Origin of the sequence: Phycicoccus avicenniae (assembly GCF_050496545.1) — a bacterium.
GTDB classification, from domain to species: domain Bacteria; phylum Actinomycetota; class Actinomycetes; order Actinomycetales; family Dermatophilaceae; genus Phycicoccus; species Phycicoccus avicenniae_A.
In genome coordinates this window covers 109616-136102 of record NZ_JBNVZV010000005.1, presented here as the reverse complement: position 1 = coordinate 136102, position 26487 = coordinate 109616, and the positions used below count along the sequence as shown (strand labels likewise).

The following is a 26487-nucleotide window of genomic DNA, read 5'->3' as shown; positions in this document are numbered from 1 at the left end:
GCCGTGCCGGTCGTCGACGTCACCCTCGCGCAGGGTCGCACCCCGGAGCAGCTGCGCACCCTCGTCACCGCCCTGACCGACGCCGTCGTCGAGGCGGTCGGCGCCCCCCGCGAGTCGGTGCGCGTCATCCTGCGCGAGGTCCCGCCCACCCACTTCGCCGCCGGCGACGTCACGATCGCCGAGCGCCGTTCCCGCACAGAGGAGGAGCCGTCATGAGCGACCTGCAGTTCTTCGGCCACGTCATCGACAACGAGGAGGTCGAGTCGATCGACGCGGCCCGCTTCGACGTCTGGAACCCGTGGACCCGCGAGGTGTGGGCGCAGGCGGCCGAGGCGTCCGAGAAGGACGTCGAGCGTGCCGTGCTCAGCGCGCGCCGCGCCTTCGACGAGGGACCCTGGCCGCGGATGGGACGCGTCGAGCGGGCCGCCGCCATCCACCGGCTCGCCGACCTCATGGAGGAGCGCGCCGACGACCTCGCCCGCCTCGACTCCACGAACATGGCCAAGCCGTTCGCGCAGGCGAAGCACGACGTCGCCCGGTCGGTCTGGAACTTCCGGTTCTTCGCCGACCACCAGCGCGACGCCGTCGGCGAGGTCTACCCGATGGACTCCGGCCACCACACCTACAGCGAGTTCGGGCCGGCCGGCGTCGTGGCCGCCATCAGCCCGTGGAACTTCCCGCTGATGATGGCCTCGTGGAAGATCGCGCCGGCGATCGCCTGGGGCAACACGTGCATCATCAAGCCCTCGGAGGACACCCCGGCGTCGGTGACGATGCTCGGCCGGCTCGCCGTCGAGGCCGGCTTCCCGCCCGGCGTCCTCAACGTGCTCAACGGCCACGGCGCACCGGCGGGCGCGGCGCTCACCGCCGACGACAGGGTCGACCGCGTCACGTTCACCGGTTCGTCGACGACGGGCAAGCACGTGATGGCCTCCGCGGCAACCCATCTGGCTCCGGTCTCGCTCGAGCTCGGCGGCAAGGGCGCCAACGTCGTGTTCGCCGACGCCGACCTCGACAACGCGGTGTACTGGGCGGTCGAGGCGATCTTCCGCAACGCCGGCCAGATCTGCCTCGCGGGCTCGCGGCTGTTCGTCCACTCCTCCGTCTACGACGAGTTCATGGCGCGCTTCGTCGAGGCCGCCGAGGCGCTGACCATCGGCGACCCGTTCGACCCGGCGACGAAATTCTCCTCGCTCGCGAGCAAGCGGCACTTCGACAAGGTCGCCTCCTACGTCGAGTCGGCGCGCGAGCTCGGCGGGACCATCAGGACCGGTGGGGTGGCCGAGGACGGCTCGTGGATCGTCCGGCCGACCGTCATCGACGGCCTGCCGCTCGACGCCGCGCCCTACTGCGAGGAGATCTTCGGCCCGGTCTGCGTCGTCAACTCCTTCGACACCGAGGACGAGGTCGTCCACCTCGCCAACGACACCCGCTACGGACTCAACGCGATGCTCTTCACCGAGAACCTGTCGCGGGCCCACCGCGTCGCCTCGCGGCTGCGCGCCGGCACGGTCTGGGTCAACTGCTTCTTCATCCGCGACCTGCGCACGCCCTTCGGCGGCGTCGGGGACTCCGGCGTCGGGCGCGAGGGTGGCAACTTCTCGCGTGAGTTCTTCACCGAGCCGAAGGCCGTCGTCATGCAGATCGACCGCGGCTGAGCCCGGGGCCCGGCCGGCGCGGTCCGTCGGGGAGAATGGCCGGATGGACGTCGTCACCAGGGGCTTCGCCGGCCGCCGCGGCCCGTCGAACCCGCGCATCCCCCCGGGCCAGTACCTGGAGCGCGACTTCCCGGTGCTCTCGGCCGGCCCGACCCCCGGGGTGCGCACCGAGGAGTGGCGCCTCGACCTCGTCGACACCGACGGCGCGCGTCGCAGCCTGTCCTGGGCCGACCTCATGGCCCTGCCGCGCGAGGACCTCACGACCGACATCCACTGCGTGACCAAGTGGAGCAAGCTCGACACCACCTGGCGCGGCGTGCCCCTGGAGGCCGTGCTCGACGGCGCCGGCGCGCTGGCCACGCACGTGCTCGTCCACTCCTACGGCGGCTACACGACGAACCTGCCGATGGAGGACGTCACCGGCGGGCGCGCGTGGGTCGCGACCCACTACGGCGGGAAGCCGCTGACCGCCGAGCACGGCGGGCCGGCCCGGCTCCTCGTGCCGCACCTGTACTTCTGGAAGTCGGCGAAGTGGGTGCGCGGCCTCGAGATGCTCACCGAGGACCACCTCGGCTTCTGGGAGCAGCTCGGCTACCACGCCCTCGGCGACCCGTGGCGCGAGCAGCGCTACGTCGGCGACTGACGAGGTCCCTCGATGAGCACCGCACCGCAGCCCATGCCCTGGCGCGTCGCGACCGTCGACGACGCCTGGCTCGAGACCCGCACCGCCCGCACCGTCACCCTCGACGTCCCCGGCTGGCCCGGGCACGACGCCGGCCAGCACGTCGACGTCCGGCTCACCGCCGCGGACGGCTACACCGCCACCCGCACCTACTCGGTCGCCTCGGCCCCCGAGCCCGACCGCCTCGTGCTCACCGTGCAGCTCGTCGGGGACGGCGAGGTCTCGCCGTGGGTCGTCGAGGAGGCCCGGGCCGGTGACCGGCTCGAGGTCCGCGGCCCCATCGGCGGCTGGTTCCGCTGGAGCGCGGAGATGCCCGAGCCGGTGCTCCTGGTCGCGGGCGGTTCGGGCGTGGTCCCGCTCATGGCGATGCTCCGCGAGCGCCAGCGCACCCGCACCACGACCCCGTTCCACCTCGTCTACAGCGCCCGCACCCCGGACCACGTCTTCTACACGAACGAGCTGCACGCCCTCTCGCTGACCAGCCCGGGCCTGCGCATCGACCGGCTCTACTCGCGCGGCGGACTGCCGGACGACACCCGCGCACCGGGGCGGCTGCGTCCCGAGGACCTGCCCGGGGTCGACGCCTTCGACGTCCCGCCGCACGTCTACTGCTGCGGGCCGTCGGGGTTCGTCGAGACCGCGACCCGCATCCTCCTCGACAAGGGGCACGACTCGGGCGCCATCCGCACCGAGCGCTTCGGCCCGTCGTCCTGACGGAGGATGCCGCCGGGCGTCACCGGTCGAGGGAGTCGAGGAGGGCGAGCGCCGCCGCGGAGATCTGGCGCCGGGCCTCGTCGTGGTCGAGGGTGGCCGTCCCGTCGCCCGGCTGGGCGCCGTAGTCACCGAACTGTGCGTGCGACCCGCCCTCGACGACCGTGAAGACCGTCCCCGGCGGCAGCAGCGCCCGCGATGCGGCGATGTCCGCCGGCGTCGCGAGCCCGTCCCGGGTCCCGGAGACCGAGGCCACCGCGGCGGTGAGGCTGCGGCTGACGTCGCTCGCCGGGTAGGAGGCGAACAGGAGGAGGCCGGCCGCAGGCGCGGTGGCGTCGTCGTCGGCGGCGTCCGCCTCCAGGGCGGCGACGGTCCCGCCGAGCGAGTGGCCGCCGACCACCCACCGGGTGACCTCCGGATGCTCCGCGCGGGCGCCGTCGAGGGCGGACGTGGCGAGGAAGCCGATGCCCAGAGGCTGCTTGACGACGACGACGGGGTGCCCGGCCTCGGCGAGCGGGCGCAGGACCGCGGCGTACGCGCGGGCGTCGACCCGTGCGCCGGGCTGGAAGAGGAGGCCGACATCGCTCGCAGTCGACCTGGGGGAGAAGGTGATCCGTGTCGGGGACTCGGTGACGGCGACGGTCCGGTCGGAGCGCATCGCGTCGAGGGCCGGCTGCACCGCGCCGAAGGGCCGCAACCACGCGACGGCCGCGACCCAGAGGATGCCGACGAGGAGCAGGACGACCCGGCCGACCGTGCGCCACCGGCCGGGCCGGGCGCGCGGTCGCCGCGACCGCCACCCGGCGACCCCGGCACCGGCAACCGTGAGGGCGAGGAGCACGGGGTAGGCGGGATGCGCGTGCAGCACCGCCTCCCACGCCGTCGTGGCCACCCACCCGACGACCAGGACGGCGGCGGCGGCCACAGCCCGGACGAGCCAGGTCCACGCCCCGGTGGGGCTGCGTGGTGCGGCGGTCATCGGGCCTCCCGTCCTCGCCCGGGCACGATACCGGCCGCCCGGGCGAGGAGGAGGTCGGTCAGCAGCGCTTGAGGGAGCTGATGACGTTGGTCGCGGCCGGGATGGTGTTCGCGCCACCGCCCGGGCCACCGCGCCAGACGTACCCGTTGTAGCTGGTGTCCTTGTAGAAGCACCAGCTGCCGGACGTGCGGTTGCGCATGCTCTCGATGTTGTTGTTCAGCCCGGTGGGCCCGGTGCCGTCGGCGAGGTTCACGTCGCCGTTGGCGAAGATGCCGATGGCGCCGGAGCCGTTCGGCCCGGTGAACACGCACATGCGGTTGTCCGGGCAGCGGGCGTACCCCGTGGCGGCGGAGGCGGTCGGTGCCGCCGCGACGACCATGCCGATCGCCCCGATGGTGGCAGCGGCTCCGAGAAGCTTGTGGCGCATGCAGATTCCCCTTGTGTCGTGGTGATGATTCCCCTGTACCGGTGTCGGTACGTCTTCACGCTAACGCGGTTCGTCCGGTCCGGCGCGGCGAGGAGCGCCCGGTCAGGGCCTCAGGGACCGGGAGGCGTCGGAGGACGGTCAGGCGGGGTCGCAGGTGAGGTGCACGCCCTCGGCCACCCGGTAGGGCGCGGCCGCGACGAGGGCGCCGACGACCCGGCGCAGCCGGCTGACCTCGGCCCGCACGGTCACCTGGTGCTCCTCGTCGCCGAACAGCGCCCGGCTGAGGGCGGCGGCGCTCATCCCGTCGGCACCGGCGCCGGCCAGCAGCCGCAGGACGGCGGCGTGCCGGGGGGTGAGCGAGGCCCGCCAACCGGCCCCGCCGTCGGCGGACCCCGACACCTCGAGCACCGCCTCGCCACCGACCGTGACGAGCCGCGCGGTGAGCGTCGTGCGGCGCTCGTCGGGGCGCACCAGCCAGCCCTCGCCGAGCCGCTCCGGCAGGCACAGCCCGAGGCCGGGCACGGTGAGCGGGCGGTCGGGACGTGGCGCCGCGATGCGGTCGCGGACGAGCACGCCGCTGTAGTGCGCGACCCAGCCGTCGTCGTCGACGAGGAGCACCGGACCGCTGGTCGTCGCGAGGACGTGCTCGGCGGAGCGCCGCAGCCGCTGGAGGGACTGCTCGTGGTGGCGCCAGAGCCGGGCCTCGGCGAGCTTGGTGGCGGTGTCGACGAGGGCGATGAGCGCCGGGTGCAGCGTCAGGGCCGGGCCCGAGACGTCGACGACACCGAGCAGCGCCCCCGTCCGGGGATCGTGCACCGGGGAGGCCGTGCAGTACCAGGGGTGCTGCCCCTCCTCGAAGTGCTCGGCCGAGAACAGCTGCACCGGAGCCTGTTCCGCGAGCGCGGTGCCGATGGCGTTGGTCCCGACGTGGTCCTCGGTCCAGGTGGCGCCCTCGGTGAACCCGAGCCCGTCGGCCTTCCGCAGCACCGCCGCCGACCCCTCCCGCCAGAGGATGACGCCGTCGGCGTCGGTGACGACGACGATGAAGCGCGAGGCGTCGGCCACCGACGTCAGCACCGAGCGGATCTCGTCGATGACCAGCGCCAGCGGTGAGTGGTGGCGCCGCCGCTCGACCTCGGCCCACGGCAGCGGGTCGCGGGCGTTGGCGTGCGTGGGGTCCAGGCCGAAGCCGATGACGCGGGTCCAGGACCGGGAGACGAGGGGCCGCAGCGGCGCGGGAGGGGCGGCGCCACCCATCACGGCGTCATGGACGCGGCGCAGCGCCCGGGCGTGCTGCCCGAGGTCGGTGCCCGGCACGACGGCACTGCCGGCGCGGTACGGCGTCATCGTCGACTCCTCACCGCCCGGGGGAGCGGCCCCGGACGACCCCGCCAATGTAGCCCGCCGCCCCGCGCCCCGCCCCGTGCGACCGGGCAGTGCAACGCGCTGCAACCCTTCCCCGCCGGACCCGCCGCAGGGTGTCCTGACCGGGAGCGCGGGACGACGACGTCCCGCCTGCCGCGAAGGAGCAGCCGATGACCGACACCCTGGAGCGACCCGCGACCGAGGAGGGCTCGGCCCCCCACCGCGCCGACGCGTGGCTCTCCGCGTTCGAGGAGGCGCTGACCGCCGGCGACGTCGAGCGGGCCGCCGGGATGTTCGCCGCGCAGAGCTTCTGGCGCGACCTCGTCTCCTTCACCTGGAACCTGACGACCGTCGAGGACCCCGACGGCGTGCGCGACCTGCTGGGCGCGACCCTCGAGCGCACCGCCCCACGCGCGTTCGCGACGAGCGAGCCCGCCACCGAGGACGGCGGCGTGGTGACCGCCTGGTTCACCTTCGAGACCGCCGTGGGCCGGGGCACCGGCCTGCTCCGCCTGAAGGAGGAGGACGGCGCCGACAAGGCGTGGACGCTCCTCACGACCCTCGACGAGCTCACGGGCCACGAGGAGCCGCGGCGCACCCGTCGGCCGGCCGGCGCCGAGCACGGCTCGAGCAAGGAGCGCACGACGTGGAAGGAGCGCCGCCAGGCCGAGGCCGAGTCGCTCGGCTCGACCACCCAGCCGTACGTGCTGGTCGTCGGCGGCGGGCAGGGCGGCATCGCGATGGGGTCGCGCCTGCGCCAGATGGGCGTGCCGGCGCTGGTCGTCGACAAGCACCCGCGCCCCGGTGACCAGTGGCGCGGCCGGTACAAGTCGCTCTGCCTCCACGACCCGGTCTGGTACGACCACCTGCCGTACCTCAAGTTCCCCGACAACTGGCCCGTGTTCGCGCCGAAGGACAAGATCGGCGACTGGCTGGAGTCCTACGTCAACGTCATGGAGGTGCCGTACTGGTCGAGCACCGAGGCGAAGAGCGCGACGTGGAACGAGGAGGCCGGCCACTGGGTGGTCGAGGTCGAGAAGGAGGGCCAGCCCCTCACGCTGCGCCCGACCCAGCTCGTCTTCGCCACGGGGATGAGCGGCAAGCCCCGGATGCCGGAGATCGAGGGCGCCGACGTGTTCCGCGGCGACCTCCACCACTCCTCGCGCCACCCCGGACCCGATGCCTACCGCGGCAAGAGGGCGGTCGTCATCGGGAGCAACAACAGCGCCTTCGACATCTGTGGTGCCCTGTGGGAGAACGACGTCGACGTCACGATGGTGCAGCGGAGCTCGACGCACATCGTCAAGTCCGACAGCCTGATGGAGTACGGCCTGGGTGACCTCTACTCGGAGCGCGCGCTCGACGCGGGGGTGACCACCGAGAAGGCGGACCTCATCTTCGCCTCGCTGCCGTACCGGATCCTCCACGAGTTCCAGATCCCCGCCTACGAGAAGATGGCCGAGGTCGACCACGACTTCTACGACCGGCTCGAGAAGGCCGGCTTCTGGCTGGACTGGGGCGACGACGGCTCGGGCCTGTTCATGAAGTACCTGCGGCGCGGCTCCGGCTACTACATCGACGTCGGCGCGGCCGACCTCGTGGCGAACGGCGACGTCAAGCTGGCGCACGGCCAGGTCGTCCGGCTCACCGAGGACGCCGTGGTGCTCGACGACGGCACCGAGCTACCTGCCGACCTCGTCGTCCTCGCCACCGGCTACAGCTCGATGAACGGCTGGGTCGCCGACCTCATCGACCAGGAGACCGCCGACCGGCTGGGCAAGGTGTGGGGCCTCGGCTCCGACACCACCAAGGACCCCGGCCCGTGGGAGGGCGAGCAGCGCAACATGTGGAAGCCGACGCAGGTGCCGAACCTCTGGATGCACGGCGGCAACCTCCACCAGTCGCGGCACTACTCGCTCTACCTGGCCCTCCAGCTGGCGGCCCGCTTCCACGGCATCGACACCCCGGTGTACCGGCTCCAGGAGGTGCACCACACGTCATGAGGGCCGCCCGCTTCCACGCCCGTGGTGACATCCGCATCGACGACGTCCCCGAGCCGGCTACCCGGCCGGGCACCGTCAAGGTCGAGGTCGAGTGGTGCGGCATCTGCGGCACCGACCTGCACGAGTACCTCGACGGGCCGATCTTCGCGCCGACGGCCGAGGCGCCGCACCCGCTGACCGGCGAGTCGGCACCCATCACCCTCGGCCACGAGTTCGCCGGCGTCGTCGCCGAGCTCGGCGAGGGCGTCACCGACCTCGCCGTCGGCGACCGGGTCGTGGTGGAGCCGTACATCATCTGCGGGCGCTGCGACGCGTGCCAGCAGGGTCGCTACAACGTCTGCGCGACACTGGGTTTCGTCGGCCTCTCGGGACAGGGAGGCGGCTTCAGCCAGTTCGTCGTCGCCGAGCGGCGCTGGGTCCATCCCCTGGGTGAGCTCGGCACGGACGTCGGCGCGCTCATCGAACCGCTGGCCGTGGCGTACCACGCGGTCCGGCTCTCGGGCGCGCAGCCGCAGCACTCCGCGCTGGTCTTCGGCGCCGGACCCATCGGGCTCGTGACGACCGCCTGCCTCAAGGCGGTCGGCGTCGAGGAGGTCGTCGTCGTCGAGCCGGCGCGGGCGCGGAAGGAGAAGGCCGTCGTCGCCGGCGCCGACCACGTCGTTGATCCGCGTGACGCCGACGTCGTGGAGGCCGTCATGGAGGTCACCGCCGGCCGCGGCGCCGACGTGTCCTTCGAGTGCGCCGGCATCGACCAGGTGCTCGCGACGGCCATCCGCTCGACCAGGGCCGGTGGCCGCTGCGTGAACGTCGCGATCTGGGGCCACGAGGCCTCCGTCGCGATGAACGACCTCGTCTTCCGCGAGGTCGACGTCCTCGGCAGCCTCGCCTACTGCGACGACCACCCGGCGACGATCGCGATGGTCCGCGACGGCAAGGTCGACCCGTACCAGTTCATCACCGGGCGGATCGACCTCGGCGACATCGTCGAGCAGGGCTTCCGCCAGCTCGTCGACAACAAGGAGGAGAACGTCAAGATCCTCGTCCACCCGTGACCCACCCCTGACCACACGCTCCCGCGGCCGGTCCCTCCCCGGCCGCGGGAGCGTGCACGGTGGCAGGGTGGACGACGGCGCCGCCGGCCGGTCGGCGCCGCCACGAGCGGAGGAGGACGACGTGCGGGTCGCGGTGCTGGGGACGGGGATCATGGGCGCCGGGATGGCGCGCTCGCTGCGACGGGCCGGCCACGAGGTGCGGGCGTGGAACCGCACCGCGGAGCGGGCCGAGCCGTTGGCGGACGACGGCGTGACGGTGGCCCGGTCGGTGGCCGAGGCCGTCGACGGCGCCGAGGTCGTCGTGACGATGCTCTTCGACACCGAGGCCACCCTGGCCGTCGGCCGCGAGGTCGTGGCGGCGGCCCCTGGCGCCACCTGGCTCCAGTGCGGCACGGTCGGGGTCGAGGGGGCGGCCCGGGTCGCGGAGGTCGGGGGTGACCGGGTGCTCGACGCGCCGGTGCTCGGCACGCGCAAGCCCGCCGAGGAGGGAGCCCTCGTGGTGCTCCTGTCCGGGCCGGAGGCGTTGCGGCAGAAGGTCGCTCCCGTGCTCGAGGCCATCGGCTCGCGCGCGGTCGTGGCGGGTGACGAGGTCGGGGCGGCCAGCGCCCTCAAGCTGGCGTGCAACGCCTGGGTCGCCCTCCTCACCGCCGGCACGGCGCAGTCCCTCGCGCTCGCGCAGACCCTCGGCGTCGACCCGGCGCTCTTCCTCGAGGCCATCGACGGCGGCCCGGTCTTCGCGCCGTACGCGAAGGTCAAGGGCGGCGCGATGCTCGCCGGCGACTGGTCCACCTCCTTCGCCGTCGACGGCGTCGTCAAGGACGTCGGGCTGATGGTGGAGGCCGCCGCGGCCGAGGGGTTCCCGACGGGGCTGCTGCACGCCGTCCACGAGCTGTTCGCCGAGGCCTCCGGGCAGGGCCACGGCGGCGACGACATGGCCGCCGTCCGCACCGTCTTCCCCTGACCCCATCCCACCCCCGTCCTCGGGTCGAGTGCGGAAGCGGTCGTCAGGGCAGCCGTTTCCGCACTCGACTCAAGCAGTGCGTCGGTCGAGTGCGGAAGTGGTCGCTGTGGCGACCACGGACGCACTCGACTCGGCGGGAACCGGGCCGTTGCCGCGGGTCAGGCCCGGCCGAGGCGCCAGAGGGTGCGGGAGGAGAACACCTCACCCGGCCGGACGACGGCCGACGGGAACGCCGGATGGTGCGGCGCGTCCGGGAAGCCCTGCGTCTCCAGCGCCACCCCGGCCGCCCGGTCGTAGGGGCGCCCGCCGAGCCCGACGACGCTGCCGTCGAAGTGGGCGCCCGTGTAGACCTGCACCCCCGGCCGGTCGGTGTGCACCTCGAGCCGCCGCCCCGAACGCCCGGTGAGCACCGCGGCCCGGCGCATCCCGTCGCCGTCCACGACGAAGTGGTGGTCGATGCCCCCGGCGAGCCCGAGCTGCTCGGACTCCCGGGCCAGCACGTCGCCGATGTGCGGACCGGCCCGGAGGTCGAGGGGGGTGCCGGCGACCGGGGCCACCTCGCCGGTCGGCACGAGACCGTCACCCACCGGCGTGTACGCCGAGGCCGCCACCTCGAGCGTGTGGTCGAGGACGTCGCCGGAGCCCTCGCCGTCGAGATGGAAGTAGGAGTGGTTGGTGAGGCCGAGCAGCGTGGTACGCGTGGTCGTCGCCTCGTACGAGACCTCGACCTCGTTCTCGCGCAGCGTGTACCGCGCCCGCGCCACGACCTCGCCGGGCAGCCCCTGGTCGCCGTCGGGGCTGGTCAGCCCGAGCAGCAGGTGCGCCGGGCCGTCGTCGAGCACCTCCCACTCGCGCGCGTCGAAGCCCTCCGGGCCACCGTGCAGCGCGTTCGGTCCGTCGTTCGCCGGCACCTGCACGGCCACCCCGTCGACCGTCGCCGTGCCGCCCGCGAGGCGGTTGGTGAACCGACCGACGGTCGCGCCGAGGTAGCCGCCCCCACCCACGTAGGTCGCGGGGTCCGCGTGGCCGAGGACGACGTCGACCGGGTCCTCGCCGGGGCGTCCGTCGTCGACCACGAGGCGGCGCACCGACGCCCCGGAGGTGAGGACCTCGAGGGCCAGCCCCCCGGAGCGGAGGACGAACGAGCGGGGCGGCGGTGTCATCGCCCCATCCTCGCCCACCGGGTCGCCCGCGCGGCCCCGGCCTAGACTCGCCGCATGCGCGTCCGGCTGGGTCTGAGGAGCCGCATCCTCGCCCTGACGATGCCGGTGGTCCTGCTCATCAGCGCCGCCCTCGCCGGGCTGGTGTACATCTCGCTCAACCAGGTCCTCGAGGCCTCCGCCCGCGACGTCGCCGAGGCCGAGGTCCTCGAGCTGCGGGCCGGCCTCGCGGTCAACGGCGTCAGCGACCTCATCGCCACGCACGCCGTCGCCGGCGGCACGCGCATCCTCCAGGTCGTCGAACCGCGCACCGGTGAGGTGGTGGCGGCGACCGGTGGGGCGCCCACGTCGCCGCTCGTGCGGCCCGAGGTCGAGGGCTCGCAGGTCCGGATCGGGTCCGTCGAGGACCTGCCGGGGCAGCGGCCGGGGTCCTACGTCGTCGCGGTCGCCGACGCCGTCGACCCCGAGGGCACGCACTACACGCTGCTCGTCGGGGTGCCGACCCGGGTGGAGGCGGCCGCTCTCGGGCAGTCCACCGAGTTCGCCTTCATCGGGGCGGTCGGCCTGATCGCCCTGCTCGGCTCGGTGACGACGTTCGCCGTCGGCCAGGCGCTGCGGCCCGTGGAGCGGATGCGCGACCAGGTCGAGGCGATCACCTCCTCCGGGGCGCCCCCGCGGCCGGGACCGGCGCTCGAGGTGCCCGCGGGGCGCGACGAGCTGGCCCGCCTCGCCGAGACGATGAACCACCTCCTGGACCGGATGGAGCACGCCGACGCCTCGCGGCGCGCGTTCGTCGCGGACGCCGGCCACGAGCTGCGCAGCCCGCTGGCCACCATCCGGGTCCTGCTCGACCGGCTCGCCGAGGAGCGCCCGCCCCCCGAGCGCGCCAGCGTCTCGGCCCGCGCCTCGGCGGAGGTCGACCGGCTCGCGGTGCTCGTCGAGGACCTCCTGACCCTCGCCTCGGCCGACGAGCACGCGATGGTCCTGCACCGCACCGAGGTCGACCTCGACGACGTCGTGCTCGCCGAGACCGGCGCGCTGCGCGCCCGGGGGATGCCCGTCTCCGTCGCGGTCGAGCCGGTGCGCCTCGACGCCGACCCGGCGCGGCTGGGGCGCGTCGTGCGCAACCTCCTCGAGAACGCCGAGCGGCACATGACCGAGGTCGTGCGCGTGCGGCTGGCCCACGAGGGGGAGGAGGCGGTGCTGACCGTCGACAACGACGGCCCCCCGATCGACCCGCGCGACCGGGAGCGCGTCTTCGGTCGCTTCGTGCGGCTGGACGACTCCCGGACCCGCGGCACCGGTGGCACGGGGCTGGGCCTCGCGATCGTCGCCGAGGTGGTGGCCGCGCACGACGGCACGGTGCAGGCCACCGAGAGCCCCGAGGGGTGGTGCCGGTTCGCCGTCAGGCTCCCGGCGGGACCTCCAGCGGGTTGAGCCGGTAGCCCAGACCCCGCACGGTCTCGATGACCTTGACGTCGAAGGGGGTGTCGACCTTCCGGCGCAGGTACCCGATGTAGACCTCGACGACGTTGTCGGCGCCGGGGTAGTCCGAGTCCCAGACGTTCTCGAGGATCTCGGCCTTGCTCTGCACCAGGCCGGCCTTGCGCATCAGGTGGTGCAGCAGTGCGTACTCGCGGGCGGTCAGCTGGATCTCGCGGCCCTCGCGGGTGACCCGGCGGGTGGTGGGGTCCAGGCTCAGCGGGCCGGCGGTCAGGGCGACCGGGCGCTCGGGAGCCCCGCGCCGGGCGAGCGCCTGGAGCCGGGCCAGGAGGACCGGCGTGCTGAAGGGCTTGGTCACGTAGTCGTCGGCGCCGAGCTCGAAGGCGTCGGTCTGGTCGAACTCGCCGTCCTTGGCGGTGAGCATCAGGACGGGGGTCCACACCTTGTGCTCGCGCAGGTGCTTGAGGACGTCGTAGCCGTTCATCCCCGGCAGCATGATGTCGAGGACGACGACGTCGTACTGGCCGACCACGCCCATCCGCAGCCCCTCACGGCCGTCCTCGCAGAGGTCGACGACCCAGCCGGCCTCGCGCAGCGCGTCGTCCAGGGCCGCGGCCAGGGGGCGTTCGTCCTCGACGAGCAGGAGCCTCACGCCGTCTCCCGCCTTCCCGCCTCGTCGTCACTGCGGGACCGACCACGGGTCCCCGTCGGGTACGATACTCGTGTCATGGACCGCCCCACGGGCGGATGGTGACCCCGAGCCGGCGCCCGGGAGCTGCGACCCCCCTGCACGCAGCTCTCGGGCGCCTCTCGTTGTCCCGCGGGCGGCGTCGTCGCAGGTCACGAGGGGTCCCGGTCTGGCCGGGGGTCAGTGCGAGCGCAGCGCCTCCACGAGCTCGGCCTTGGTCATCGAGGACCGCCCGTCGATCCCGATCTCGCGGGCGCGCCGCATCAGCTCGTCCTTGGTCCACTCCTCGTAGGCCTCGGAGCGGCCCCCGCGACGCCCGACGGCCGAGCGCGAGCTGTTCGCGGCGGCGTTGGCGATGCGCGCCGACTTCTCCTTGCTGTTGCCCTCGTCACGGAGCCTCTCGTAGAGCTCGGCGTCCTTGACCGAGGGGCCGGGGTCCTTGCGTGCGGGCACGGCCGCCTCCTTCGTCGGTGGTGCGTCGGTCCTACCCCGTCCCCGACCAGGCCACGCTCCCGGCGCGGATCGGGGCCTCGACGGCCCGTGGGACGACGGATTCCGCCGCTTTCGGCGGGGATTTCGCGCGGTTAGGATGCCGCCATGATCGAGCAGCAGCGGATCCTCGCGACCGCCATCCCCGGCCCGCGCTCCCAGGAGCTCCAGGCCCGCAAGAGCGCCGCGGTCGCCTCCGGCGTGGGCACCGGCCTGCCGGTCTACGTCACCGAGGGCGCGGGCGGCATCATCCGCGACGTCGACGGCAACCAGCTGATCGACCTCGGCTCCGGCATCGCCGTGACGACCGTCGGCAACGGCAACCAGCGGGTCGTCGACGCCGTCACCGAGCAGATCGCCCGGTTCACGCACACCTGCTTCATGGTCACGCCCTACGAGCCGTACCTCGGGGTGTGCGAGAAGCTCAACCAGCTCACGCCCGGCGACCACGAGAAGCGCTCGGCGCTGTTCAACTCCGGTGCCGAGGCCGTCGAGAACGCCGTGAAGATCGCCCGGCACGCCACCGGTCGCCAGGCCGTCGTCGTCTTCGAGCACGGCTACCACGGCCGCACGAACCTCACGATGGGCATGACCGCGAAGAACATGCCCTACAAGCACCGCTTCGGGCCGTTCGCCCCCGAGGTCTACCGCGTGCCGATGGCCTACCCGTACCGATGGGCCGGCGGCCCCGAGCGCTGCGCCGAGGAGGCGCTGCGCACGGTGACCGACATGATCCACGCGCAGGTCGGCGAGGAGAACACCGCCGCCGTCGTCATCGAGCCGATCCAGGGCGAGGGCGGTTTCATCGTCCCGCCGGAGGGCTTCCTGCCCGGCCTGGCCGAGTACTGCCGTGAGCACGGCATCGTCTTCGTCGCCGACGAGGTGCAGTCCGGGTTCTGCCGCACCGGTGACTGGTTCGCCAGCGACCACGAGGGCGTCGTCCCCGACCTCATCACGACCGCCAAGGGCATCGCCGGCGGGATGCCGCTCGCCGGAGTCACCGGCCGCGCCGACCTGATGGACGCCGTGCACGGCGGTGGCCTCGGCGGCACCTACGGCGGCAACCCGGTGGCCTGCGCCGCGGCGCTCGCGAGCATCGAGTCGATGGAGGTCGACGACCTCGCCGGCCGGGCGCGCAGCATCGGCAAGATCCTCGGCGACCGGCTCGGCTCGCTCGCCGAGAAGCACCCCGAGATCGGCGAGGTCCGCGGCCGCGGCGCGATGATGGCGATGGAGCTCGTCACCGACCCGGCCACCAAGGAGCCCGCGGCGGCGCTCGCCGGCGCGGTCAACAAGGGCTGCCACGAGCGCGGCGTCGTCACGCTCACCTGCGGCACCTACGGCAACGTCTTCCGCTTCCTGCCGCCGCTCTCCATCGGTGACGACCTGCTCCACGAGGCGATGGACGTCCTCGAGGAGTCGATGGGCGCGGCGCTGGCCTGAGCGTGGCCCCCTCCCTCCCCGCCGCGTTCGACCTCTCGGGGCGCACCGCGCTCGTCACCGGTGCCGGGTCGCCGAGCGGCATCGGGATGGCGTGCGCACGCCTGCTCGCCGAGTGCGGCGCGCGGGTCGTCCTCGGGGCGACCACCGACCGCGCTCACGAGCGGGCCGCCGAGCTGCGGGCCGAGGGCCACGAGGCCGCCGGGGCCGTCGCCGACCTGACGACCGAGGCCGGCGCATCGGCGGCCGTGGCGGCGGCGCTCGAACTCGGCGGCGGGCTCGACGTCCTCGTCAACAACGCAGGGATGGTGTCGGTCGCCTCGGGCGGTGACTACCTGCAGGGCGACCTCGAGGGCACGCCGCCCGACCGGTGGTCGGCCTCGATCGCGCGCAACCTCGACACCGCCTACCTCGTGACCCGCGCCGCGCTGCCGCACGTGCGCCGCAGCGGTTCCGGGCGCATCGTGATGGTCTCCTCGACGGCCGGCCCGGTCATGGCGCTGCGCTCCGACGTCGCGTACGCCGCGGCCAAGGCCGGGCTGGTCGGACTGGCGCGGGCGGTGGCGGTCGACGAGGCGCGGCACGGCATCACCGCGAACGCGGTCGCGCCCGGGTGGGTCGCCACCGGGTCGCAGACGCCGTCCGAGGAGCGCGAGGGCCACCTCGTGCCGGCCGGGCGCTCGGGGACGCCCGCCGAGGTGGCCGCCGCCGTCGCCTTCCTCGCGAGCCCCGGCGCGGCGTACGTCACCGGGCAGCTGCTCGTCGTCGACGGCGGCAACGGCGTGGCCGAGGAGCGCCTGCCCCGCTGAACACCCCCAACCATGCGCCGTCGAGTGCGGAGGTGGCTGCCGGGGCGACCACCTCCGCACTCGACTCGAAGGGAGGGGCTCGGGCTGGCGGACGGCGGACGGCCGAGGCTCCCGGCGCTCGTAGAATCGCCTCCGTGACCCGCCCCGTGCTCCGCCAGGTGCACACCATCGGCAAGCGCCGGGCCTGGGCCATCTGGTCCGTGGCGCTGTCGGTCTACGTCCTCGCCGTCTTCCACCGCACCTCGCTGGGCGTCGCCGGCCTGCTCGCGGCCGAGCGCTTCGACATCTCCGCGGCCCAGCTCTCGACCTTCACCGTGGTCCAGCTGACCGTCTACGCGGCGATGCAGATCCCGGTCGGCGTCCTCCTCGACCGGTTCGGCTCCAAGCGCCTGCTGCTCACCGGGCTGGTGCTCATGTCGGCGGGCCAGCTGTGGTTCGCGGTCGCCGGCTCCTTCCCCGTGGGCCTGGCCGCCCGCGTGATGCTCGGCGCCGGCGACGCGATGGTCTTCACCTCGCTGCTCCGCCTGGTCGCGGTGTGGTTCCGCGTCAAGCAGGCGCCCTTCGTCACCCAGCTCTCCGGCATGGTCGGCCAGCTCGGGGCGGTGGTGGCCGCCACCCCGCTCGCCGCCGCTCTCTCGACCTACGGCTGGACCCGCTCGTTCGCGACGGCGGGCGGCATCGGGCTCGTGCTCACCGTCGCGCTCGTCCTCGTCGTCAAGGACTCCCCGTACCGCGGCGAGGCCGTCGAGCGGATCAAGGTGCGCGCGCTGGCCCGGACCCTCGCCGAGGTGTGGGGCAACCCCGGCACCCGGCTGGGGCTCTGGGTGCACTTCACCTCCCAGTTCGGCGCGACCGTCTTCACCATGCTCTGGGGCTACCCGTTCCTGCTCAGCGAGGGGATGTCGGAGCGGGACGCCTCGCTCGTCCTCGTCGTCATGACCTTCACGGCGATGGCGGCCGGGCCGGTCATCGCCACGTTCACCGCCCGTCTGCCGTACCGGCGCTCGCAGCTGGTCCTCGGCATCGTCGCCGTCATCGCGACGTCGTGGGCGGTCGTCCTGCTCTGGCCGGGGCCGGCACCGGGCTGGGTGCTGGTGCTCCTCGCCGTCGTCACCGCCGTGGGCGGCCCCGGCTCGATGGTCGGCTTCGACCTGGCCCGCACCTTCCACCCGTCCTCGCGGCTCGGCCGGGCCACCGGGGTGGTCAACGTCGGCGGGTTCACGGCGTCCCTGCTGGCCATCGCCCTGATCGGCGTCGTCCTCGACCGCCTCGCGCCGGGCGGACCGGAGGACTACACGCTGGCCGACTTCCGCCTCGCGATGTCGGTGCAGTTCCTCTTCTGGGGCGTCGGCGTCGTCCAGCTGGTGCGCTACCGCCGCAAGAGCCTGGAGCACATCGACGCCGTGAACCCCGAGGCGCTCGAGGCGCTGCGCCGGGGCGAGACGCTGCTCCCCGGCATCTCCCGCGACCTCGACGACCGGCCGGGCTGACCGGACCGGGGCCCCGGGTTTCCTCGACGTTCACGTGCCCGCCGCGTGTCGAACCCCCCGGTGCGGCGCCGTGCTGCCTACCGTTGTCCACGGACCGGGCCACGTATGAGATGGCCCGGTCCGGCCACGTCCGTGGCCGGGACGGTCAGCGCCCCGGCGTCGCGCAGTACGTGAAGTCGCCGCCGAGCCGGGCGTGGTACTCCATCCTCCGCTGGCCGTCCGAGAGCACCAGGCGCTCGCCCTGGACGGTCATCTGCGTGTAGGACATCCCCGGCTGCGGGCAGCCGAGCGAGCCGTCGGCCCACTCGACCTGCTCGTACCCGGCCACCTGCACCGACGTGGCCACGATGCCCGCACGGCCGGCGGCGTCGGCGAGCGCGGCCTTCACCGCGGGGCGCTGCGCGAGCCCTTCCGGGATGGCGTCGTCGACCGGCGGCGGGACGGTGGGGGAGGACGACGGCAGCTTCGGCGGCGTCGCCGAGGGCGAGGACGCGGTGGGCACGGGGTCCGGCGAGCTCGGCGAGGAGCCGGCGGTGCTGCTCGTGGAGCCGCACCCGGCGAGGGCCAGGGCGGCGAGGGCGGCGGTGACGGTCAGGCGGGTGCGCACGGTGTTCCTTCCGCAGGGGGTGCCCGTGGGACGTGCCGGGGCCGGTCGGGGTTCCCGGGTCAGCGCAGGACGTGACGGCCGATGACGAGGCGCTGGATCTGGTTGGTGCCCTCGAAGATCTGGGTCACCTTGGCCTCGCGCATGAACCGCTCGGCCGGGAAGTCCTGGGTGTACCCGGCCCCGCCGAGCACCTGGACGGCGTCCGTGGTGACCCGCATCGCGGCGTCGGTGGCGACGAGCTTGGCGACCGCCGCCTCCTTGCTGAAGGCCTGCCCCGCGTCCTTGAGCCGGGCCGCGTGCAGGTAGGTGGCCCGGGCGCTGGTGACCGCGGCCTCCATGTCGGCGAGCAGGAACGACAGCCCCTGGAACTCGCCGATGGCGCGGCCGAACTGCTTGCGCTCCTTGGCGTAGGAGGCGGCGAGGTCGAGGGCGCCCTGGGCCAGCCCGGTGGAGGCGGCGGCGATGCCGAGCCGGCCGGCGTCGAGGGCGGAGAGCGCGATGGCCATGCCCTGACCCTCGTCGCCGATGAGCCGGTCGGCGGCGACGCGCACGTCGTCGAACATCACCTCGCGCACGGTGTCGCAGTGCAGGCCCATCTTCTTCTCGGGCGCACCGAAGGTGATGCCCTCGGCGTCGGCGGGGACGACGAGGCAGGACAGCCCGCGGCCGCCGTCGTCGGAGGTGCGGGCGAAGGTCGTGTAGTAGTCGGCGTGGCCGGCGTGGCTGATCCAGGCCTTGCGGCCGCGCAGCACGTAGGAGTCGCCGTCGCGGGTGGCGCGCGTGGTCATCGAGGCGATGTCGCTGCCCGCCAACGGTTCCGAGAGGCAGTAGGCCCCCAGCTGGGAGCCAGAGAGCATCCCGGGCAGGAGGGCCGCCTGCTGCTCGGCCGTGCCGAAGGCGGTGACGGGGTAGGCGGTCAGCGAGTGCACGGAGACCCCGACGGCCACGCTCATCCACGCCGAGGCGATCTCCTCGACGACCTGGAGGTAGACCTCGTAGGGCTGGCCGTAGCCGCCGTGCTCCTCGGGGTGGGGGAGGGAGAGCAGGCCGGCCTCGCCGAGCGTGCGGAAGACCTCGGTGGGGAACTGCTCACCGGTGGCGGCCGCGCGCTCGGCGTCGTCGACCCGCGGCCGCAGCTCCTTGGCGCAGATCTCGCGGGTCAGCTCGATGAGGTCCCGCCCCTCCTCGGTCGGCATCAGCCTCGTCGCAGCCATGCCCCGAGGGTAACGAGGTGCTTGGACGTCCAACAAAACCCCGGCCCGACCGAACTAGTACCAACCGCCTAGTACCTGAGGACACCCGTGGTCGGCCCAAGGTCCGATGGTCGGCGTCCGTGCCCCGAACCTACGGTTCCGCGCATGGACACCTGCACCCCTGCTGCGGCGACCTCCCGGTTCCGGACCGCGCACGACGGCGGCCGTCGCCGGCGGGTGGTCCTCACCTCGCACGACGGCTTCGGGCTCGGCCACGCGCGGCGCAACTCGCGGATCGCCGCCGCGGTGCGCGCCCAGGACCCCGACGCCGAGATCACCCTCGTCACCGGGCTGGCCAGCGAGCACGAGTGGCTCGGGGCCGACGGGGTGCGCGTGGTGCGCGTCCCCGCCGTCACCAAGGACGCCACCGGGCGGTACACCACGCGGGACGGCGGGGACCTCGCCGTCGCGCTGCGGGAGCGGGCGCGCCGGTTCGCCGAGGTCGTCGAGGAGGCCCGGCCGGACGTGCTCCTCGTCGACCGGCACCCGCTCGGCATCGGCGGCGAGCTGCGCCCGGCGGTCGCCGCGGCCCGCCGGGGCGGCGCGGCCGTCGTGCTCGGGCTGCGCGACATCCTCGACGAGCCGCCCGTCGTGCGCGCCGAGCTCGCCGGGCCCGACTGGGCCGGCGCCGGCCGGTTCGTCGACGAGGTGCTCGTCTACGGCGCCCCCGCCATCTGCGACCACGTCGAGGAGTACGGACTACCCGTCACCCCCGAGTACTGCGGCATCGTCACCGCGCCGGTGGCCACGCCCCGCCCGCTCGCCCCGCCGGTCGGCGGGACGGTGCTCGTCACGGCCGGCGGCGGCGGCGACGGCGATGTCGTCGGGTCCGTGCTCGAGGCCGTCGCGGACACCGCGCGCTACGACCGGGTGGTCGTGGTCCGGGGTCCGGCGGCGCGCTGGAGCGTCCCCGCCGGTGTCGACGTGGTCGCGCCCCGCGACGACTGCACCGACCTGTACGAGGCGGCGAGCGCGAGCGTGCAGATGGGCGGCTACAACTCCACCTACGAGGCGATCGTCTCCGGGCTGCGGCCGCTGCTCGTCCCGCGCCGTGCGCCGCGCCGGGAGCAGGCCATCCGCGCCGGGCGCCTCGCCTGCCTCGGCCTGGCCGACGTCCTCGACCCCGGCGCCGGACCGGACGAGGTGCGCTGGCTCCTCGACCGCCCCCGGCTCCAGACCGGCTGGGACCTGGCCCGCAGCGGCCTCGACGTCGACGGCGCGGCCCGGGTGGCCGGCCGCGTGCTCGCCCTCGCCGGCGCCCGCAGCGCCCCCGTCCTCGAGTCCGCCCCGGTCCTGGCGGTGGCCCGGTGAGCGGCGTGGTCGGCGTGCTCCGCCGCTTCTCGGGGCACGTCCGCCCGTACCGGAAGCTGCTCGCCCTCGGGGCGGTGCTCGCCGTCCTGGAGGTCGTCGTGCGGCTCGCGGAGCCGTGGCCCCTGCGCTTCGTCGTCGACCACGCCCTCGGTTCGGACCCCGCGCCGTTCCTCGGCATCACCGACCCGATGGTCGTCGCCACGCTCTCGGCCGTGATGCTGCTCGTCGTCGTCGCGCTCGCGGCCGTCCTCGACTACTGGTCCACGCGGGTCCTCGCCTCGGCCGGCCTGCGCCTCGCCGCCGACCTGCGCGGCACCGTCTTCACCCACCTGCACCGGCTGTCGCTGGCCTTCCACGGCCGCTCGCGCGTCGGCGACCTCGCCAGCCGCGTGACCAGTGACGTCGACCGCACGCAGGACATGCTCGTGCAGTCGCTGGCCGTCATCGGGCCCAACGTGATGCTCGTGGTCGGGATGTTCGCCGTCATGGTCGTGATGGACCCGGTCTTCGCGCTCGTGGCACTGGTGCTGGCCCCGGTGCTGGCGTGGACGGTGCACCGCTCGACGGTGCGGCTGAAGAAGACCAGCCGGGCCGCCCGCGCCGCCGACGGCGTCGTCGCCGCGGCGACCGCCGAGAGCCTGGCGGCCATGCCGCTCGTCCAGTCCCTCGGGCTCGAGCGCTCGCAGCGCCGCACCTTCGACGACCTCGCCGGCCAGAGCCTGCGCGCCGGCCTGGAGTCGGCGCGCATCCAGGCCCGGTTCAGCCCGCTCGTCGACCTCACGGCGGCCGGCTCGGCCGCGATGGTGCTGTGGGTGGGCACCTCGCGGGTCCGCTCCGGCGAGATCACCCTCGGGATGCTCCTCGTCTTCGTCTCCTACCTCGGGTCGCTCTACAAGCCGCTCAAGGCGCTCTCCCGGCTCAGCACCTCGCTCGCCAAGGGCGCGGCCGCCGCGGAGCGCATCGAGGACGTCCTCGCCCAGCACCCCGACGTCGCGGAGCCGGCCCGCCCCATCCGCCCGCGACGGGCCCGCGGCCACCTGGAGTTCGCGGGGGTCTCGCTGCGCTACGGCAGCACGCAGGTGCTGGACGACGTCTCGCTCGAGGTCGAGCCCGGGCAGACCCTCGCGCTCGTCGGCCCGACCGGTGCCGGCAAGACGAGCCTGGCCTCGCTCGTCCCGCGGCTGGTCGACCCCACGGCCGGTGCCGTCTACCTCGACTTCGTCGACGTCCGCTCGCGGGCCCTGGCCGACCTGCGCTCCCAGGTCGCGGTCGTCCTCCAGGACTGCCTCGTGATGCGCGGCACCCTGTGGGACAACATCCGGCTCGGCGACGTCACCGCCCCCGACTCCGCCGTCCGCCGGGCCGCGCGGCTCGCGCTCGTCGACGAGTTCGCGGGGCGCCTCCCCGACGGGCTGCAGACCTGGGTCGGCGAGCGCGGGACGACCTTGTCGGGCGGGCAGCGCCAGCGGCTGGCCATCGCCCGGGCGATCCTGCGTGACGCCCCGGTCCTCGTCCTGGACGAGCCGACGTCCGCCCTGGACGTGCACACCGAGGAGCTGGTCATGGAGGCGCTGTCCAACCTGCCCGACGACCGCACCACCCTCCTCATCGCGCACCGGCTCTCGACCATCCGGGGCGCCGACACGGTCGCGGTGCTCGACCGCGGCCGGCTCGTGCGGGTCGGCTCGCCGAGCGAGGTCGACGCCACGTCGGTCCCGCGGCACGCGGCGCCCGGCGTCGGTCCCGACGGCACCGGGACGGTCCTCGACCTCGACCGGCGGCGCGCGGCGGGGAGCCGGTGATGAAGGTCCTCTACGTGCTCAAGCGCTACCCGCGGCTCAGCGAGACCTTCGTCGTCCGCGAGCTGGTGGAGGTCGAGCAGCTCGGGACCGAGGTGCTCGTCGACAGCCTGATGCCGCCCGAGGACGGCCCGCGCCACGCCGAGGTCGACCGGGTGCGGGCCCGCGTGCGCTACCTGCCCCGGCGGACCGGATGGCTCGGGCCGGCGGTGCGTGCCGCGGTCGCGCAGCCGCGCGCCGTGTGGCGCGAGGTGCGGGCGGCGAAGGCGCGGGTGCGCTCCGGGGACCGCGGCGCGCTGCGCCGACTGGCCCACGGGCTGCTCGTCGCCGAGCGCGTGCGGCTGGAGCGCCCGGACGTCCTGCACGCCCACTTCGCCACCTCGGCCGCCGAGGTCGCGGCGCTCGCCGGCCGGCTCACCGGTGTGCCGGTCACGGTCACCGCCCACGCCAAGGACGTCTTCCACGTCGAGAACGCGGAGGTCCTCGCCGAGCGCCTGACGGGCACCTCGACCGTCGTCACGGTGTCCGACTACAACGTGGAGCATCTGGGCTACGTCCTCCCGGGAACGCGGATCCGGTTGGTGCGCAACGGCGTCCCACTCGGGCCGGTCAACGTGGTGCACGCCGGGCGGCGCGACGCGCCCGTCCTCTGCGTCTGCCGCCTCGTGCCGAAGAAGGGGGTCGACGTGCTCGTCCGGGCCGTGGCCCTGGCCGCCGCGGACGACCCCTGGCTGCGGCTCGACGTGGTGGGGGACGGGCCGCTGCGCGAGGAGCTGGTGGCGCTCGCCGACGCGCTCGGGGTGGGGGACCGGGTGACCTTCCACGGGGCGATGGAGTCCTCCGGCGTCGAGGCCGCGTACGCCCGCGCCTCGCTCGTCGCGCTGCCGTGCCGGGTCGACGGCGACGGCGACCGCGACGGCCTGCCGACCGTCCTCGTCGAGGCACTGGCGCGGGGCATCCCCGTCGTCTCGACCGAGGTGGTCGGCATCCCCGAGCTGGTCCGGGACGGCGTGACGGGGCGGCTGGTGCCGCAGGACGACCCGCAGGCCCTGGCCGACGCCATCACGGCCCTGCGTGCCGACCCCGTCGCCGCGCGGGCCCTCGGCGCCGCCGGCCGCGAGCTCGTGGCCTCGGCCTACGCACCCGAACGCTCCGGCCGGGCGCTGCTCGAGGTCTGGACGGAGGCGAACTCGTGAAGGTCGTCGTCCTCTGCACCGACCAGGGCGTCCGGGTCCCGGGCACCAAGGGCGCCTCGCTGCACCTGCGCGCGGTGGCCGAGGCCTACGCCGAGCTCGGGCACGAGGTCCTGCTGCTCGGGGTCGCCGGGCACGGGGCGCCACCGTCGGGGCCCCGGCTGCGGACCCACCTGCTGCCCCACCCCGGGCGCGCCGAGGGCGTGCTGCGCGAGCGGAACAAGCTCGCCCTCGTCGAACGGTTCGCGACCGAGGGGGCGGCGGTCCTCGCCGACTTCGCCCCGGACGTGGTCCACGAGCGGCTGGCCCTCTTCGGGACCGCCGGGCTGCGGCTGGCCCGGGCCGCGGGCGCGCGCCACGTGGTCGAGGTCAACGCGCTGCTGGCGCACGAGGAGGCGCGGTGGCGGGGGCTGGCCCACGTCGCGGTCGCGCGCGAGCGCGAGCGCGAGGTGCTCCGGGGCGCCGACCACCTCGTCCCGGTCAGCGACGAGCTGAGCGCGTCCGTCCGCGGGCTCGTCGGGCCGGCGGCCTCGGTGGAGACGGTGGCCAACGGCGTCGACCCGCGGCCCTTCACCGCCCCGCTCGACGTGGCGGCCACGCGGACCCGGTTCGGGCTGCCCGTCGGCGCGCCGCTCGTCGTCTTCACCGGGACGCTGCGCCCGTGGCACGGGGTCGAGCTCGCCGTCGAGGCGCTCGCCGGGCTGCGGCGCGAGGCCCACCTCGTCGTGGTCGGTGACGGTCCGGTGCGCGAGTCGCTCGCCGAGCGGGCCGCGGAGCTGGGGGTCTCCGACCGGCTGCACCTGCTCGGGCAGCGCCCGCACGACGAGGCCGTCGCGGTGGTGCGGTGCGCCGACGTCGCCGTGGCGCCCTACCCGGACCTGGCCGACTTCTCCTTCTCCCCGCTCAAGGTCTACGAGTACCTCGCGGCCGGGGTACCGGTCGTCGCCTCCGACCTCGGGCAGCTGCGAGGGCTGCTCGGGGGCCTCGGGGTCGGCACGCTCGTGCGACCCGGCGACGTGGGCGACCTCGTCGCGGGGATCGGGTCCGCGCTGGACAGGGGCGCGGGCCGGAGCGCGCGACGGGTCGCGGCCACGGTGCGCGACGAGTGGTCGTGGGCCGCCCGCATCGAGGACGTGCTGCGCGGTCTGGACCGGGCGTGCACGGGCCCGGGGAGCCTCGAGGCCACGGTGCGGGCGCTGGCGCCCGAGGACGACGCGGTCGCGGACGCGCTCCGCCGTGCCGCCGCCGAGCCCGACGGCCCGCTCGTCGGCCTGCGGTTCGGCCCCGCCCTCCGCAGGGTGGCCGGTCGGCGGGTCACGTTCTCCGCCAACCGCTTCGATGAGGACGTCGTCGTCAAGGCCTTCTCGTCACCGCGGGCACGCGGCAACGCCCGGCGGCTCGTGGCCTTCGAGCAGGCCGGACTCGCCGACGTCGTCCCGACGTCGCTCGGGACGTCCTCCGACGGCTGCGTCGGCGTCGTCTCGTTCCGTGCGGGCACGGTGATGGAGGACCTCGACGACGAGGCGTTCGTCACCGCGGCCCGCGACACCGGGCGCGTGCTGGCCCGCCTGCACGACAGCGGGGCCGCGCTCGACCGGCGCTGGACCGCGGCCGACGAGTGCGACCAGCTGGTCCGCCGCGCGCCGGACGGGTGCCGCGCGGTCGCTGCCGAGGAGGCCTCCCGGCGACCCGCCGACGGGGACCTCGTTCCCGCACACCGCGACCTGCACCCGCGCCAGGTGGTGCGCCCCGCGGTGGGGGAGGGCGTCTGCCTCATCGACCTCGACGACACGGCCCTCGCGCCGCGCGGTCTCGACGTCGGCAACATGGTCGCCCACCTGCGGCGCGAGGCCGTCGTCGGTCGGCGTAGCCCCGCGGTGGCCGGGGCCGCGGTCGACGCCTTCCTCGAGGGCTACGGCCGGGTCCCGGAGGACCTCGTCGCGTGGGAACGGCTGGCGCTGGCCCGGTTGGCCGGACTCGCCGAGAGCCGCCACGGCCGCCCGGAGGAGCGGGACGCGCTCCTGCGGCTCCTCGCCGGGCGGCCGGTGCCCGCTCCGCGCTCCGGGCTGGTGCCGACGGGCCACGCCGACCGCCCCGTGCGGATGTGCGTCGACGACACGACGGGTCGGCCGGTCGTCGTCAAGACCTACCTCGGCGCCGACGGCTCCCGCGTGCACGACGACATGACCGCGCTCTGGGCCTCGACCTTCGGCGGCGGGGCCCCGGCCCGGATGCCGGAGCCGCTCGCCTTCGACGGCGGGAGCGGTGACCTCGTGATGGCGCGCGTCGCGGGTGACGCCCTGGCCGTCCGGGGGTCGGTCGGGGCCTCCGTGCTCCGGGGAGCGGATGCCGGCCGCCTGCTCGCCGGCCTCCACGGCTCCGGGGTCGCGCTGCACCGCGTCCGCGACCGGCGGGCACTGGTGCGCTCGGCGCGGCGCAAGGTGGCCTCGCTCGGGCCCGACGAGTCCCCCGTGGTGGTCGGCGCCTTCACCACGGCCGTCGACGCCATCGAGGCGGCCTGGGAGGGAACGACATCCGGTCCACTGGTGCCGAACCACGGCGACTTCTCGCCGCGGAACGTCCACGCGACGGAGTCGCAGGTCGCGCTCATCGACCTCGACCGGCTGCAGCTCGCCGAGCGCGAGCGGGACCTGGCCTACTGGTGCGCCTGGCTCTGGGTGACCCTCGGCGGCTCCGACCCCCTGTTCGCCGGGCCCGCGGCGCCCTTCCTCACGGCGTACGCCACGGCCACCGGTCACCGCCCGGACCCCGCCGCCCTCGACGTGCACGGCGCCCTCGCCCTCGTGCGGATCGCCCACGGCTGGACCTCGATGCGGGCCGACGACGACGCGCGCACCGCGCTGCTGGCGGTCGCCACGGGTCTGGCGCGGGGACGGGTGCCCAGCGCGCGACGATGACCCACGACCCGCGGGGCACCGGCTCGGTCGGGCCCGGCGCGGGGTCGGC

23 protein-coding genes are annotated in these 26487 nt (G+C 74.7%); 15 read left to right on the top strand and 8 right to left on the bottom strand.

Features of this window, described 5'->3' with window-relative positions; translation table 11 throughout:
• The first annotated feature begins 3 nt into the window (after window positions 1-3).
• The 4 genes from ACQZ2A_RS06090 to ACQZ2A_RS06075 are packed head-to-tail and all read left to right on the top strand — an operon-like array spanning window position 4 to window position 3054.
• On the top strand, window positions 4-216 hold the full coding sequence (locus ACQZ2A_RS06090) for a 2-hydroxymuconate tautomerase (RefSeq protein WP_430208376.1): 213 nt from the start codon (window positions 4-6) through the stop codon (window positions 214-216).
• Window positions 213-1658, top strand: a complete 1446-nt coding sequence (locus ACQZ2A_RS06085) for an aldehyde dehydrogenase (protein ID WP_430208374.1) — start codon at window positions 213-215, stop codon at window positions 1656-1658. Before ACQZ2A_RS06090 ends, ACQZ2A_RS06085 begins: the two co-directional genes overlap by 4 nt.
• A 43-nt stretch (window positions 1659-1701) precedes the next feature.
• Window positions 1702-2301 (top strand): sulfite oxidase-like oxidoreductase, encoded by a 600-nt coding sequence (locus ACQZ2A_RS06080; RefSeq protein ID WP_430208372.1) that lies wholly within the window; start codon window positions 1702-1704, stop codon window positions 2299-2301.
• A 12-nt stretch (window positions 2302-2313) separates the two neighbouring features.
• Window positions 2314-3054, top strand: coding sequence for a ferredoxin reductase (locus ACQZ2A_RS06075; RefSeq protein WP_430208370.1), 741 nt, complete (start codon window positions 2314-2316; stop codon window positions 3052-3054).
• A gap of 19 nt (window positions 3055-3073) precedes the next feature.
• Here ACQZ2A_RS06075 and ACQZ2A_RS06070 read toward each other — a convergent pair whose 3' ends face one another.
• The 3 genes from ACQZ2A_RS06070 to ACQZ2A_RS06060 form a co-directional block, all read right to left on the bottom strand.
• A complete protein-coding gene (locus tag ACQZ2A_RS06070) occupies window positions 3074-4030 on the bottom strand; it encodes an alpha/beta hydrolase (RefSeq protein WP_430208368.1) in 957 nt (318 codons plus the stop codon).
• Window positions 4031-4088: 58 nt separating this feature from the next.
• Entirely contained in the window at window positions 4089-4457 is a 369-nt protein-coding gene (locus ACQZ2A_RS06065) for a peptidase inhibitor family I36 protein (RefSeq protein ID WP_430208366.1), read from the bottom strand.
• A 138-nt stretch (window positions 4458-4595) separates the two neighbouring features.
• Complete coding sequence (locus ACQZ2A_RS06060; RefSeq protein WP_430208364.1) at window positions 4596-5804, bottom strand: GAF domain-containing protein; 1209 nt, start codon at window positions 5802-5804, stop codon at window positions 4596-4598.
• 188 nt (window positions 5805-5992) lie between these two features.
• Here ACQZ2A_RS06060 and ACQZ2A_RS06055 point away from each other — a divergent pair, with 188 nt between their 5' ends.
• The 3 genes from ACQZ2A_RS06055 to ACQZ2A_RS06045 all read left to right on the top strand — a co-directional run bounded on the left by ACQZ2A_RS06055 (window position 5993) and on the right by ACQZ2A_RS06045 (window position 9838).
• Window positions 5993-7825: a flavin-containing monooxygenase gene (locus tag ACQZ2A_RS06055; RefSeq protein WP_430208362.1), complete on the top strand. Its 1833-nt coding sequence runs from the start codon at window positions 5993-5995 to the stop codon at window positions 7823-7825.
• Window positions 7822-8877, top strand: coding sequence for a 2,3-butanediol dehydrogenase (locus tag ACQZ2A_RS06050; RefSeq protein ID WP_430208360.1), 1056 nt, complete (start codon window positions 7822-7824; stop codon window positions 8875-8877). Before ACQZ2A_RS06055 ends, ACQZ2A_RS06050 begins: the two co-directional genes overlap by 4 nt.
• Before the next feature lie 67 nt (window positions 8878-8944).
• Window positions 8945-9838, top strand: coding sequence for an NAD(P)-dependent oxidoreductase (locus ACQZ2A_RS06045; protein ID WP_430208358.1), 894 nt, complete (start codon window positions 8945-8947; stop codon window positions 9836-9838).
• 158 nt (window positions 9839-9996) lie between these two features.
• On the opposite strand, the gene ACQZ2A_RS06040 is transcribed toward ACQZ2A_RS06045, so the two are convergent.
• Window positions 9997-11001, bottom strand: coding sequence for an aldose epimerase family protein (locus tag ACQZ2A_RS06040; protein ID WP_430208355.1), 1005 nt, complete (start codon window positions 10999-11001; stop codon window positions 9997-9999).
• A gap of 54 nt (window positions 11002-11055) precedes the next feature.
• On the opposite strand from ACQZ2A_RS06040, the gene ACQZ2A_RS06035 reads away from it, so the two are divergent.
• On the top strand, window positions 11056-12435 hold the full coding sequence (locus tag ACQZ2A_RS06035; protein WP_430208353.1) for a sensor histidine kinase: 1380 nt from the start codon (window positions 11056-11058) through the stop codon (window positions 12433-12435).
• Here ACQZ2A_RS06035 and ACQZ2A_RS06030 read toward each other — a convergent pair.
• Together ACQZ2A_RS06030 and ACQZ2A_RS06025 are read right to left on the bottom strand one after the other, a co-directional pair.
• Window positions 12404-13093: a response regulator transcription factor gene (locus tag ACQZ2A_RS06030; protein ID WP_430208351.1), complete on the bottom strand. Its 690-nt coding sequence runs from the start codon at window positions 13091-13093 to the stop codon at window positions 12404-12406. The genes ACQZ2A_RS06035 and ACQZ2A_RS06030 overlap by 32 nt on opposite strands.
• Window positions 13094-13309: 216 nt before the next feature.
• On the bottom strand, window positions 13310-13582 hold the full coding sequence (locus tag ACQZ2A_RS06025; protein ID WP_430208348.1) for a DUF7218 family protein: 273 nt from the start codon (window positions 13580-13582) through the stop codon (window positions 13310-13312).
• A gap of 144 nt (window positions 13583-13726) precedes the next feature.
• Between ACQZ2A_RS06025 and gabT the strand changes: the two genes are divergently transcribed.
• The 3 genes from gabT (at window position 13727) to ACQZ2A_RS06010 (ending at window position 17357) form a co-directional block, all read left to right on the top strand.
• Window positions 13727-15061 (top strand): 4-aminobutyrate--2-oxoglutarate transaminase, encoded by a 1335-nt coding sequence (gene gabT, locus ACQZ2A_RS06020; RefSeq protein ID WP_430208345.1) that lies wholly within the window; start codon window positions 13727-13729, stop codon window positions 15059-15061.
• Window positions 15062-15063: 2 nt separating this feature from the next.
• Entirely contained in the window at window positions 15064-15867 is an 804-nt protein-coding gene (locus tag ACQZ2A_RS06015) for an SDR family NAD(P)-dependent oxidoreductase (RefSeq protein ID WP_430208342.1), read from the top strand.
• A 134-nt stretch (window positions 15868-16001) separates the two neighbouring features.
• Window positions 16002-17357: an MFS transporter gene (locus tag ACQZ2A_RS06010; protein ID WP_430208340.1), complete on the top strand. Its 1356-nt coding sequence runs from the start codon at window positions 16002-16004 to the stop codon at window positions 17355-17357.
• Window positions 17358-17502: 145 nt separating this feature from the next.
• Here the strand turns inward: ACQZ2A_RS06010 and ACQZ2A_RS06005 are convergent, their stop codons facing one another.
• On the bottom strand, window positions 17503-17964 hold the full coding sequence (locus ACQZ2A_RS06005) for a hypothetical protein (RefSeq protein ID WP_430208337.1): 462 nt from the start codon (window positions 17962-17964) through the stop codon (window positions 17503-17505).
• A gap of 59 nt (window positions 17965-18023) precedes the next feature.
• The gene (locus tag ACQZ2A_RS06000; RefSeq protein ID WP_430208336.1) at window positions 18024-19178 is read right to left on the bottom strand and encodes an acyl-CoA dehydrogenase family protein; all 1155 of its coding nucleotides are present in this window, start codon (window positions 19176-19178) and stop codon (window positions 18024-18026) included.
• A 144-nt stretch (window positions 19179-19322) separates the two neighbouring features.
• On the opposite strand from ACQZ2A_RS06000, the gene ACQZ2A_RS05995 reads away from it, so the two are divergent.
• Genes ACQZ2A_RS05995 through ACQZ2A_RS05980 form a run of 4 tightly spaced genes read left to right on the top strand, consistent with a single transcriptional unit; the run spans window position 19323 to window position 26438 of the window.
• Entirely contained in the window at window positions 19323-20528 is a 1206-nt protein-coding gene (locus ACQZ2A_RS05995) for a glycosyltransferase family protein (protein WP_430208333.1), read from the top strand.
• Entirely contained in the window at window positions 20525-22330 is a 1806-nt protein-coding gene (locus ACQZ2A_RS05990) for an ABC transporter ATP-binding protein (protein WP_430208330.1), read from the top strand. The genes ACQZ2A_RS05995 and ACQZ2A_RS05990 overlap by 4 nt, the downstream gene beginning before the upstream one ends.
• The gene (locus tag ACQZ2A_RS05985) at window positions 22330-23523 is read left to right on the top strand and encodes a glycosyltransferase family 4 protein (protein ID WP_430208327.1); all 1194 of its coding nucleotides are present in this window, start codon (window positions 22330-22332) and stop codon (window positions 23521-23523) included. The genes ACQZ2A_RS05990 and ACQZ2A_RS05985 overlap by 1 nt, the downstream gene beginning before the upstream one ends.
• Window positions 23520-26438: a glycosyltransferase gene (locus tag ACQZ2A_RS05980; protein ID WP_430208325.1), complete on the top strand. Its 2919-nt coding sequence runs from the start codon at window positions 23520-23522 to the stop codon at window positions 26436-26438. Before ACQZ2A_RS05985 ends, ACQZ2A_RS05980 begins: the two co-directional genes overlap by 4 nt.
• Window positions 26439-26487: the final 49 nt, after the last annotated feature.